This window comes from Martinezella multihospitum (assembly GCF_900094585.1).
Taxonomy (GTDB): Bacteria; Pseudomonadota; Alphaproteobacteria; order Rhizobiales; family Rhizobiaceae; genus Rhizobium; species Rhizobium multihospitium.
Genome location: NZ_FMAG01000008.1, coordinates 114432 through 126430, shown reverse-complemented (window position 1 = coordinate 126430; position 11999 = coordinate 114432). Strand labels below are relative to the sequence as shown.

Here is an 11999-nt window from a genome sequence, read left to right as displayed (position 1 = left end):
TTGTTCCCTTCTTGCGATCCCTGCCACAGCTCAGTCCGGCCAGTTCAGCACGCCGTCGAAGCGATGCCGGCTGCGGTTCTCGATCGGTGTCGCGATGATCTCGTTGGAGGCGCGCGCCTTGTCGAGTTCTTCGGCAAGCCGGGTCGCGACAATGGTCTCCTGGCCGGGGTGCAGGTTGCATGGATCGAGATAGAAATAGTGATGCTCCACCTCATGGTCGCGGACGATCACGGGCGGGTTGCCGCGGGCAAGCGCTGCGGCAAGATCCCAGGCGCTGATATGCGCCTCCGGCGCCGAGATGATGACCCGCATGCGGTCGAGCGGGTTGTCGGTAGGATCGGGCTCGATCAGGGCGGTAACGCCGGGGCGGCCGTCGAGAGTTCGCTTCCAGAGATTCAGATAGCCGGTCTCGCGTTCGCGGATGCCAGCATGGTCGCGCTTTTCCCAGGCCTCCAGCGCTGCCATGGTGCCATAGATGCTTTCCTTGCCGACCTTCATGCCGCGACCAATGCCCATGTTCTGCAGGAAGGCATTGCGAACCAGCTCCTTCTTGCCGGCGACGATACCGGAGGTCGGGCCGCCGAGGAATTTATGGCCGGAATAGAGCACGATGTCGGCGCCCTGTGCCAGGAAGAGCTTAAGGTCGTACTCCGAGGCCGCATCGACGATAACGGGTACGCCTTTAGCGTGCGCGATCTCGACGAACTCGGTCAGGTGCAGCAGGCCGTAATCGACGACATGATGGGATACGACATAAACGGCGGCCGCGGTCTTCTCGGTTATGGCGTTTTCCATATGGAAGCGGTGCGTCGATGTTGCCTGGCCGATCAGGACGACCTTGCCGCCGGCAAGGCGGATCGCCTGGTCTACCGGAGCGCCGTAGCTCACAACATGGCCCGTCTGCACGATGACTTCATTCTTGTCCGGGGCGATATCGGGCAGCTTCTCTATGGCAAGCAGGTTGTTGCCGGTGATGGCGCCGGCGACAGCGAGGCTGATGCCGGAGGAGCAGGATGCCGTCACGAAGCCTGCCTCGCCGCCCGTCAGCCGCGCGATGACGGCGCTTGCCTTGCGCTGGAGGTCGTTGATTTCGACGAATTGCGGCAGGATTGCCGCCATTGCCGCAATGGCTTCAGGCACGACGATCGAGGCGCCGAGGCTCGTCATGGTGCCTGACACGTTGATGACGGACCTCAGGCCGATCTTGCTACGGATATCATCGGACATTCTATCTCTCCAAAGTGACGACTGCCGATTGTCATCGACAGCTATGCCATAGTAATGTAATAGCTTCTCGAAATCTCACGAGGAGCGTTGATTTGGACGCCAAGACCCTACCCGCCGCACTCCCTGAAGACGTTGATTCCACGGGGGAAACGGAAGCCAAAGGCGTTCGCCGTTCGCGCGTAAGCGGCATCGACCGCGCGCTGCAGGTGATCGATTATCTCTATGAAACCGGTGCGCCGGCCGGAGCCTACGCGATTGCCAAGGCGATCAAGGCGCCGCTTTCGACCGTCTACGTGATCATCGACGATCTGGTCGAAAAGAACATGCTCGGCCGCAATGCCGATGGTTCCGTCTGGCTCGGCGCGCGCCTCTATCACTACGGTCTCGCCTATGCCCGGTCGCTGGATTTCATGAGCGTCGCCACCCGCGAAATGCACGACCTTTGCCGACAGGCGAGCGAGACGGTGCAAGTCTGCGGTCGCGACGGCGACAACATGCTGGTGCTGGCGATGGCGGATGGGCCAAGCCATTTCCAGGTCGCCTCTCGGGTCGGAACCCGTGTCCCGCTCAACTGGACGGCATCCGGCCGGCTGTTGGTCGGCCACTTGCCGGAAGACGAGAGGATCGAGCTTTTCAAGCGCTGCGCTCGCACCTCGCCCACCGGTCGGGCCGAGGTCGATGCCGACGTGCTTTCCGATGCCGCGGGCAAGGCGTTTGAGGAACGCTTGTCGGTTCAGGTGGCGGAGTCCGATTATGCGGTTGCCTGCATCGCCTCGCCGGTCGTGGATCGCGATGGCCAGTGTGTCGCGACCATTTCGATCGTGCTGCCGGAACAGAAAGTCTTTTCCGACGGCAACCATTATGGCGAGCAGGTACGCGCGGCTGCCGAGCGGATCGAAAAGTTGATGGGCTGGCGCAACCACTGAATTCGTCCTCCTTAGAGCAATTCCAGCAAAAGTGCGACGCGGTTTTGCGTCCGGAATTGCGCAAAAACTAGTCGTTGAGCGATACGATCGCTTCGATTTCGACCGTGATATTGCCGGGAAGCGAGCCGAAGCCGACGGCCGAACGGGCATGTTGACCCGCCTCGCCGAAGACCTCGATGAAGAGGTCCGAGCAGCCGTTGATGACGCTCGGATGATCCTCGAAATGTGGTACGGCATTGACCATGCCGAGCAGCTTCACCACCCGCTTCACCCGGGAGAGATCGCCGAGCGCGCCATGCATGACGGCAAGCAGGTTGATGCCCGTCAGCCGTGCATGCTGGTAGGCCCGGTCGACGCCGACGTCACCGCCGACCTTGCCGGAATGGAGATGACCGTCCAGCTCCCGCGGTCCTTGACCTGATAGATAGAGCACATTGCCTTCGCGGACATGGGTCACGAAATTGGCGATCGGCGGCGGCGGCGGCGGAAGCTCGATGCCGAGTGCCGCCAGCCGTTCGTAGGGTGTTTGCGCTGCTGAAGCGGTCTGTGTTGGGGACGTGTTCACGTATGCTCCTGGCATTCAATCTTGATGTTTCGACTACCGCCACGAGTAGCCGTGGCTGTGGCGGACGAGCTTGCGCGCGCGCGGTATGTAGCGGCTGGCGGCGATCGCCTCCGCGCCGATGACAGCGTAGCGCGGTTCGAACAGCTTCTGCAGGCGCGAGACGTCGCCGTTGGAATCGGTCGCCTCCAGATCCGCGTCTACCAGGTCGAAGATGGTGAAATCGGCCCGCGCGCCGACCGACAGGCGGTTCTCCATCGCAAGTTTGATGACCGAGGCCGGCGCATGCGTGACCGCGTCCACCACCTTGTCGAACGGCATGCCGACCGAGAGCAGCTTCGACATGGTGGTTGCCAGATCCCAGACCGGGAAGTTCATCGAATGCCCGTGCAGGTCAGTCGAGATCGAATAGGGCAGCAGGCCGCGCCTGATCGCCGCCTCCGCGACCTTGAAGGAGAAGGAAGCGCCTCCGTGGCCGATATCGAGCCGGATGCCTTCGCCGGCGCAGCGTTCGGCGAGATTGTAGAGATCCTCGTCCTCCATGATGCTCGAACCGGCCTTGCCGTTGAAGCAGTGCGTGACGACATCGCCCGGCCCGAGAATTTCGAGCACTTCGTCGTAGAGCGCCGGCGGCTCGCCGACATGCACCATCATCGGCACCTTCAGGATCTTGGCGATCTTCTTGCCGAGCTTGACGGGCGTTACTCCCCAGGAACCGGTGATCACGTGGCTGGCGCGGACCTTGATGCCGACGATATGCTCGCTGTTCTCGGCATAGCATTCGAGGATGCGGTCGAGGTCGATATCCTTGATATCACGCAATTCGGGAACGCGATTGCAGGCAACGAGGCCGATCGAGCCGAGATTGAGGAAGGCCTTGATGCGTTCCCTGGAGGGTTCGATGATATATTCGCGGAAGCCATGAAAATTGGCTTCGCCGGCGGAGCCTGCATCGACCAGCGTCGTGACGCCGCGCTCGGCGCCGCATTCGGACGGACGGATCGAGATATCAGTGCCGCCATGCCAGATATGGACGTGTAGGTCGACCCAGCCCGGAGAGATCCATGCGCCCTTGCCGTCGACCCGCTCGACATCGCCGGGAGCGACAAGCTGCGGGCCGAAAGCGGCGATCTTGCCGTCGGCGCCGACGAGAATGTCGATGACGCCGGCGGCGGTATCGCCACCGAAAGCCATGGGCTTCACATTGGTGAGGAGGAGCGGCTTGCCCGCTTTTTCACCGGTCATTTACAGGTCCTTTCGAAGTCTTGGATCGAGCATGTCCCGCAGGCCGTCGCCGACCATTTGCAGCGAGAGCACGGAGAGAATGATGGCAAAGCCCGGGAAATAGGTCATCCAGTCGGCCTGGCCGATATATTGGCGGCCGGCGGCGATCATGGTTCCCCAGGTCGGGATTTCGGGGCTGACGCCGAGGCCGAGAAACGAGAGCCCGGCTTCGGCGAGCATGGCGCTGGCAAAGAGAAACGAACCCTGCACCAGGATCGGCGACAGGAGGTTTCGCAGGACATGCCGCGTCATGATGTGGAACGTCGAGATACCGAGAGCCTTGGCCGCCTCCACGTAAGGGAGTTCGCGGATGACAAGTGTCGAGGCGCGGACGATGCGGGCGAGCCGCGGCGCGTACACGATCGAAAGTGCGACGATGACCGTCGTCAGCGACGGACCGAGGGCTGCGACGAGCGCAATGGCAAGCAGGATATCGGGAAACGCCATCATCGCGTCGATCAGGCGGGCGATCGGCGTATCGAGCCTCTGGAAGAAGCCCGCAAGCAGACCGAGAGTGACGCCGATCGCAGCGGACAGCGCCACGACGGCCGCACCCACCAGCAGCGAAAGCCGTCCGGCATAGATGGTGCGGGAGAAGATATCGCGGCCGAATTCGTCGGTGCCGAACCAATAAACCCCGCTTGGGGGTTTCAGTCGGTTGACGATCGAGAGTTTCGAGGGCGAATAGGGCGCTATCCATGGCGCAAGCACGGCAAGCAGGACGAAGATCGTCAGCACGGCAAGACCGATGGCGACGGTCTTGCGCTTCAGAAGCCGGCGAAGGAACTTGCTTCGCTCGCTCGGCGCCTGTTTCGGTGTATCGGTTGCGATATCGGCCATCAGTAGCGTACCCTCGGATCAACCAGCAGGTAGAGCATGTCGATCGCAAAATTGATCAGGACATAGAGGCCGGCGATGACGAGCAAGGCCCCCTGGATCACCGGATAATCGCGGCGCAGCACCGCCGAGACGACGAGGCTTCCGACCCCCGGCAGGCCGAAGACGGTCTCGGTGACGACAGCGCCGGAAATCAGGACTGCGGCGGTCAGCCCAAGGACGGTGAGAATTGGAATGAGCGCGTTCTTCAGCGCATGTTTGAGGACGACGCGGCGCTCGATGAGCCCTTTCGCGCGGGCGGTGCGGATATAGTCGTCCCCGAGTACGTCGAGCATCGATGCGCGGGTGAAGCGCAGGATCAGCGCCGAGGAGACGAGACCGAGTGCTACGGCCGGCAGCGTTAGATGATACATGCGATCGAGGAAACTTGCGCCTGGCCCGCCATAGCCTGACACCGGAAACATCCCCAGGCGCACCGCGAAGAATTGCATCAGGATGAGGCCAAGCCAGAAGCTCGGAATGCTTGCCGCCAGCATGCCGATCGCCATCGAAGCCTGGTCGACGAGCGATCCCCGCCGATAGGCGGCATAGATGCCGATCGGCAGTGCAATCACGCCAGCGATGAGGAGCGAGAACAACGTCAGGAAAAAGGTCGGCTCGGCGCGTTCAAGAAGTGCGGAGGAGACCGGAATATTGAGGAAGATCGATTGACCGAGATCGCCCTTCAACAACTGCCCGACATAGAAAAGGTATTGGATGAAGATGGATTGGTCGAGGCCAAGCCGGGTGCGGAGTTCGGCAATATCCTGCGCGGTGGCATCCGGGCCGAGCATGACGGCGGCCGGATCGCCGGGCGTCACGCGCACGATCACGAAGACGATCGTGACGACGAGAAACATCACGACGATCATGCCCGCAAGACGTTGAAAAATGTAGCGTATCATTGGGTCAGTTCCCAGAGCGGTTCCGCTTTTCTTCGAATCGCGCAACCACTCTATGTCTTTGTTCTCTCGCAATTCCGGACGGAAAACCGCTGCGCGCTTTTCCTGGAATAGCTCTAGGTTCGCAAAAGGACAGGATCGGTAACGGGCGCCGGCCATGACCGGCGCCCGAGCGCCTTGGGAGGCTTATTTCTTGATCGATGCGTTCCAGAAGTAGGGCCATGGCGCGGGGTCGACGCCTTGAAGCTTGGTGGAGATCGCCGCAACGGCGTTGAAATCTCCGATCTTCATCATTGGGGCTTCGTCATACATCGTTTTCTGGACGTTCGCCCAAAGCTCGATGCGCTTCTTGGGATCGACCTCGGTGTTGAACGCGTCGATTGCCGCCTTGCTCGTCGGCGTGCTCCACCAGCCGGGCGAGCTTGGCGACAGCGTGCCGATCAGCGCCGGTTCCGGCAGGAAGGGACTGTGGCTGATATAGATGTCCCAGAGCGCCTTGTCCGTGCGGCGCTGCGTGAGCGTTGCCCAGTCGACCACCTGAAGGTCGACCTGGAAGCCCGCCTGCTTCAGATATTCGGCCGCGACCTGCGCCATCTTGTAATGGAATTCGTACTGGCGGCTGGTCAGGATGCGGATCGGTTCGCCCTTATAGCCCGCGGCCTTGGCGGCAGCGGCAGCCCCTTCAGGATCGGCGACGTTGTAGTTGCCCTTGACGCCGGCATCCGTGCTCCAGGTATAGGGGGCGGGATACATGTTGCCGTCTACCGTATAGAAATTCGTGCTGCCGAAGGCTGCTGCCAGCATATCTTCCATGCTCAGCGCCTGACGGATTGCCTTGCGGATCGCGACATTCTTCGTGATGCCGTCGGCGGTATTGAAGACGAAGACCGGATAGCCGAACGGCTTCAGGAGCAGCGGCTGGGTCGCCGAGGAGGACTTCAGCTTGTCGAAGGATTCGACCGGAAGACTGTCGATATAGTCGTACTGGCCGGAAATAGCCGCCTCGACGCGGGTATTGGCGTCGGGAACAGGAACGAAGCGGATTTCGTCGAGATACTGATGCCGAGCGCCGCCGTAACCGTTGCTTTCGCCATCGCGCGATTTGTAGCCGTCGAAACGCACCAGCTGGATATACTGGTCGGGCTTGCGCTCTTTCAGCTTATAGGGACCCGTGCCGATGAAGTCGGTCATCGTATCGGCCTGTTTGCTGGCCGGAATGATGATGGCGGCGGAGTTGTTGAAGGCGAGCAACGAGGTGAGGGGGGCGTAGGGCTGCTTCAGCTTGATGACGACGGTCGCCGGGTCCTGGGCGGTAATCGATTCAATGAAGCCGCCTGCCTGCTTGCCGCGTGATGCCAGCTTGATCCAGCGGTTGAGCGAGGCCACCACGTCGTTGGACGTCATGACGCTGTCATCGTGGAACTTGATGCCGGTCCTGAGCTTGATCGTGTAGGTTTTGCCGTCGGCACTGATCTCGGGCAGGCTTTCGGCAAGCAGCGGCGTGACATTCCAGCCCTTGTCGAAGGTGTAGAGCGTTTCGAAGATGTGCTGCGTGACGATACCGACCAGATCGGCCGTGGAGGTCATCGGATCGAGCGTCGGCGGCTCGCCGATCGTCGCGACGTTAATGACGCCGCCTTTTTCCTGGGCCATCAGCAGCGACGGGGCTGCAATCAGGGCAGCCGCAATCAGGAATCCGACTCTGAGCTTCATCCATATTCTCCCGTTTATGTTCCACAATTATGTTATATGCAATTTTATAAAAGAATACAGGACGTATGGGGGCTGTCAATGGTGGTGAAAACAAGGATGCATCACCTCGAATGCGATCAGGTTCAGTCTTGCCGAAACACTTTGGTCGGAGCAGATTGCAGCGATAGAGGAGATAGTGCATGGCGCCTTACGATGCTTCCGGCTCCAACGTGAACGGTATCGAGCCTCGCTGGACGTCCAGCGCAAAGAGTGGAATTGGCACAGCGCTTTCGCCAGCCTGCCGCATCTGGTTCACACTCAGTCATGGCATCCTGAACGAAGTCTACTATCCCCGCGTCGACAGCGCCTGTACCCGCGACATCGGATTGATCGTCACAGGTCCCGATGGTTATTTTTCGGATGAAAAGCGCGATACGGAGAGTGTCGTTGCGACGGTCGAGGACGGCGTTCCGGCGTACCGGTTGATCAATACGGCAATCGACGGTCGTTACCGGATCATCAAGCGCATCATCGTCGACCCGATGCGCAGCAGCTTGCTGCAGCGGATATCATTTGAGCCGCTGGAGGGAACGATCCACGATTATCGTCTCTATCTGCTTGCCGCTCCGCATCTGGTCAATGCCGGTTACGGTAACACGGGCTGGGTAGGAGATTATAAGGGCACGCCGATGCTTTTTGCGACGGGCACAGGCGGCGTCTCGCTCGCACTCGCCGTCAGCGGCGGCTGGAAGACAGCATCTGCCGGCTATGTCGGCAATTCCGACGGATGGCAGCAGTTGCGCAAGGCGGCGCAATTGGACACGTCCCTTGCGCGTGCCGCCGATGGCAACGTCGCACTGACCGGTGAGATCGATCTCACTGGCGGCAGCGACACCGTCATCGTATCGCTCGGTTTTGGAAGTCACGCCCAGGAAGCCGGCTACAATGCCCTTGCCAGCTTGCAGGCTGGCTATGAGGATGCGGAGCGCAGCTATGTCTCCGACTGGCGGACCTGGCAAGACGGGTTGCTGGCCCTCGACGAACCGAAGGCACCGCCGCCCGAGCTCAATCGCTATCGGATATCGACAGCCGTTCTGGCAACGCACCGGCCTCTTTCTTTCGAGGGGCCGGCTGTTGCTTCTCTCTCCATTCCTTGGGGCTTTGCCAAGGGAGACGAGGATCTCGGCGGCTATCACCTGGTCTGGCCGCGCGATCTGGTCGAGACCGCCGGCGGCTTCCTGGCTGCAGGCGCCTCACAGGATGCGCTGCGAATTCTGGCCTATCTACGCGTCATCCAGGAAGAGGACGGGCATTGGCCGCAGAATTGCTGGCTGGACGGCGAGCCTTACTGGACCGGGATACAGATGGATGAATGCGCCTTCCCGATCCTGCTTGCCGATGCGCTGCGTCGCGAAGGGGTGTTAACGGGCGAACAGCTTTTATCCTACGTGCCGATGGTCGAACGGGCAGCGCGCTATGTGGTCATCAACGGTCCCGTCACCGGTGAGGACCGTTGGGAAGAGGATGGCGGCTTTTCCCCCTTCACCTTGGCGGTTGAGATCGCCGCCCTGCTGGCCGCCGCCGACATTCTGGAAATTGCCGGGCAAACGCACAATGCGGACTACTTGCGGCAGACCGCCGATGCCTGGAATGACCAGATCGAGCGCTGGACCTATGTCAGCAGCGATACGGAAAGCGCGGGCCTTGGGGTCAAGGGCTACTATGTCCGCATTGCGCCTCCGGAAATAGCCGATGGGACCTCGCCGGCCGAAGGCTTCGTGCCGATCAAGAACCGGCCGCCTGCCGAATCCTTTTTGCCGACCGCCCGCGTCGTGAGTCCCGATGCTTTGGCACTGGTGCGCTTCGGATTGCGTGCCGCCGACGATCCCCGCATCCTCGACACCGTCAGGGTTATCGATGCACAGCTCAAATGCGACCTGCCGCAGGGCCGGCTATGGTATCGCTATACGGGTGACGGCTACGGCGAGCACGAAGACGGCGGGCCATTCGATGGCACCGGCATTGGGCGCCCGTGGCCGCTGTTTGCGGGTGAACGAGCCCATTATGAGCTTGCCGCCGGCCGACCGGACGTCGCTCTGGAGTTGCTCAAGACGCTCGAGCAGTCCGCGGGGGAAGGCGGTTTGCTGCCCGAACAGGTATGGGACCAGCCCGATGTCCCGGAGCTGGGCCTTATCCTCGGGAAACCTTCCGGCAGCGCCATGCCGCTCGTCTGGGCTCATGCCGAACATATCAAGCTCTTGCGCTCGCTGAGAGACGAGGCCGTTTTCGACATGCCGCCGCAGGGCGTCGAGCGTTATGTGAAAAACAAGGTTACGGCACCCTTCGTGCTATGGCGTTTCAACAACAAGCTGTTGCAGCTTTCCGTCGGCAAGCGTCTGCGGGTCGAGGTCATGGCGCGGGCGATCATTCGCTGGAGCTTCGACGGTTGGGCAAGCGTCAACGATACCGAAACCCGCCAAAATGGCTTCGGTATCAACGTTGCGGAGCTTGCAAGCGAGCGCTTGCCCAAGGGCACAGTGATTGCCTTTACCTTTTACTGGCCAGACACCGACCATTGGGAGGGAGAGAATTTCTCCGTCTCGGTCGTTGAAACGCCATAGCATGAATAGTGCCGGTCACGGATGGAGGGTGTGGACGAAGATGAGCCAGGTAACAGAGAGCCGCAAAGCAAGCACAAAATCGAAGAAAACCGCGGCCCCGGCTGCGACGGAGGATCTCGTCGTTTTGGCGATCGATCTCGGCGGTTCGCATGTAAAGATGCGTCTCAGTTCCGGCGGTGAGCGCCGAGCGGCTGCCTCCGGTCCAGCCATGTCGGCAAAGGAGATGGTTCAGGCCGTCAAGAAGCTAACGAGCGATTGGCAATACGACGTTATCGGCATGGGATATCCAGGTCCGGTTTCGAACAACAGACCGGCCGCGGAGCCGCACAATCTCGGACCTGGCTGGCAGGATTTCGATTTTTCTTCCGCCTTCGGAAAGCCGGTCAGGCTCGTCAATGACGCCGTGATGCAGGCAATCGGCAACTATAAGAACGGCAACATGCTGTTTATCGGCCTCGGCACCGGGCTGGGTTCAGCTATGATCGCCAATCATGTCTGCCTGCCCATGGAACTCGCCCACCTGCCCTACAAGAAGCGCGACACTTTCGAAGATTTTATCGGCGAACGCGGACTTGAAAAATACGGCAAGAAAAAATGGCGCCAGTCGGTCGAGGAGATCGTGGAAAGGTTGCGGGCAGCGTTGTTGCCGCATGAAATCGTCATCGGCGGCGGCAATGCCGAAAAGCTCAAGGAACTGCCGCCCGGTTGCCGTGTCGGCGAGAACGAAAATGCCTTCCTTGGGGGATTTCGTCTCTGGAAGGACGCAACGCTAAGCTTCTAGGCTGCTTGTATCCCTCTGTCTTGAATGAGGCGCCGCTACTGTCACATTGACGGAGCGGCTGCCATCAGAGTTTCTTGTCGCGAATGGTCACGACCCCGAACGGATTGAACTTATACTCATCTTCGTCATAGCGGGTGTCGTCGGATAGGGTGGCGTGACGAGCCGCTACTGCCGCGTCAACACCCTCCCGTGCCATTTGATCGCCGATCTCGTCAATCAAGGCGGCGATAGCAAGCTGCTCATCATTGGTCGACGGCTGCTGATCGTCCTTCCGGATAAAGGTAACGAGTATGTCGGGCAATCCGACCAGATGATTCCCGACGCTTGCCATGCCCTCGGCATCGTCGCCGATGGGCCGGCGCGCAAAGGCGAGGCGGCAGGTTTTGGCAAGTGCCAGCAAATCACGGGAATCCGATGCGCTACGCGCCTGCTCGGAGAGCTCTTTCCATCGCCGTACGCCGTGGGCCACGCCTGCGGTCTCGCCCTTTGCGGCGATCGCCCCGCGATCGAACATGTATTGCACGAACATCAGGGCCTTCGCCGATGTCGCAACGGCTGTTTCGGCCGTCATGGGCGGGCTGAGCACATAAAGGACGGATCCATGCGTGGCGACGGCATCTTCGTCTGCCTCCTGATAGGCATCGGGGTTCACACGGTCCCAGCAGATATTGAACGAACGGACCATGCGGTCGTCCGGCTCATTCTGCGAACCGTCTTCATCGGCGGTGAAACCATCGCCGAATTGAGCGATGGCGGCACGGGCATTCTGCAGGAGCGCCGCAAGGCCATTCTCTTCGCCGAGAAAGCAGAGCACATGACGCGGTTTATAGCTGGAACGGGAGGCTGCAAACGCCGATGGTTGGCTCGAAGCCCAGCTGGGAGACGGTCTATCCGCAATGAGACTGCCGAAGAACGCAAGAATGCCGCGCCGCATCGAATTCATTCCGGTGTCCTCATGGTTCAAATAGGCAGAGTTGAAGGCATTCACAACGACAGGGTTACGCGCGGCATATCGCATTCGTTTTGTTTTCGGTGCAACCCGATTTTATTGCCATTTCAGCATCAGCGATTCTTCCAGCTCGAGAACATGGCGCGAAGTTCGCGCATTGCGTACGCGCTGCCCAATCT

10 protein-coding genes are annotated in these 11999 nt (G+C 60.5%); 3 read left to right on the top strand and 7 right to left on the bottom strand.

Annotation, left to right across the window (positions count from 1 at the left end; translation table 11 throughout):
• Positions 1 to 30: 30 nt before the first annotated feature.
• The gene (locus GA0061103_RS27290) at positions 31 to 1227 is read right to left on the bottom strand and encodes an aminotransferase class V-fold PLP-dependent enzyme (RefSeq protein WP_092716729.1); all 1197 of its coding nucleotides are present in this window, start codon (positions 1225 to 1227) and stop codon (positions 31 to 33) included.
• A 92-nt stretch (positions 1228 to 1319) separates the two neighbouring features.
• On the opposite strand from GA0061103_RS27290, the gene GA0061103_RS27285 reads away from it, so the two are divergent.
• Positions 1320 to 2153: an IclR family transcriptional regulator gene (locus tag GA0061103_RS27285; protein ID WP_092716727.1), complete on the top strand. Its 834-nt coding sequence runs from the start codon at positions 1320 to 1322 to the stop codon at positions 2151 to 2153.
• Between the two features lie 67 nt (positions 2154 to 2220).
• Here GA0061103_RS27285 and GA0061103_RS27280 read toward each other — a convergent pair whose 3' ends face one another.
• From GA0061103_RS27280 to GA0061103_RS27260, 5 genes are all read right to left on the bottom strand, one after another.
• Positions 2221 to 2733: a RidA family protein gene (locus GA0061103_RS27280; protein ID WP_092716725.1), complete on the bottom strand. Its 513-nt coding sequence runs from the start codon at positions 2731 to 2733 to the stop codon at positions 2221 to 2223.
• Between the two features lie 18 nt (positions 2734 to 2751).
• On the bottom strand, positions 2752 to 3960 hold the full coding sequence (locus tag GA0061103_RS27275) for an amidohydrolase/deacetylase family metallohydrolase (RefSeq protein ID WP_092716723.1): 1209 nt from the start codon (positions 3958 to 3960) through the stop codon (positions 2752 to 2754).
• Positions 3961 to 4839, bottom strand: a complete 879-nt coding sequence (locus tag GA0061103_RS27270; RefSeq protein ID WP_092716722.1) for an ABC transporter permease — start codon at positions 4837 to 4839, stop codon at positions 3961 to 3963.
• The gene (locus GA0061103_RS27265; protein WP_167376660.1) at positions 4839 to 5780 is read right to left on the bottom strand and encodes an ABC transporter permease; all 942 of its coding nucleotides are present in this window, start codon (positions 5778 to 5780) and stop codon (positions 4839 to 4841) included. The genes GA0061103_RS27270 and GA0061103_RS27265 overlap by 1 nt, the downstream gene beginning before the upstream one ends.
• Before the next feature lie 183 nt (positions 5781 to 5963).
• Complete coding sequence (locus tag GA0061103_RS27260; protein ID WP_092716720.1) at positions 5964 to 7490, bottom strand: ABC transporter substrate-binding protein; 1527 nt, start codon at positions 7488 to 7490, stop codon at positions 5964 to 5966.
• A gap of 179 nt (positions 7491 to 7669) precedes the next feature.
• Here GA0061103_RS27260 and GA0061103_RS27255 point away from each other — a divergent pair, with 179 nt between their 5' ends.
• Together GA0061103_RS27255 and GA0061103_RS27250 are read left to right on the top strand one after the other, a co-directional pair.
• Entirely contained in the window at positions 7670 to 10090 is a 2421-nt protein-coding gene (locus GA0061103_RS27255) for a glucan 1,4-alpha-glucosidase (RefSeq protein ID WP_092716718.1), read from the top strand.
• Positions 10091 to 10130: 40 nt separating this feature from the next.
• Entirely contained in the window at positions 10131 to 10871 is a 741-nt protein-coding gene (locus GA0061103_RS27250) for an ROK family protein (protein WP_167376659.1), read from the top strand.
• A 64-nt stretch (positions 10872 to 10935) separates the two neighbouring features.
• Here the strand turns inward: GA0061103_RS27250 and GA0061103_RS27245 are convergent, their stop codons facing one another.
• Positions 10936 to 11814, bottom strand: a complete 879-nt coding sequence (locus GA0061103_RS27245) for a hypothetical protein (protein WP_092717114.1) — start codon at positions 11812 to 11814, stop codon at positions 10936 to 10938.
• Positions 11815 to 11999: the final 185 nt, after the last annotated feature.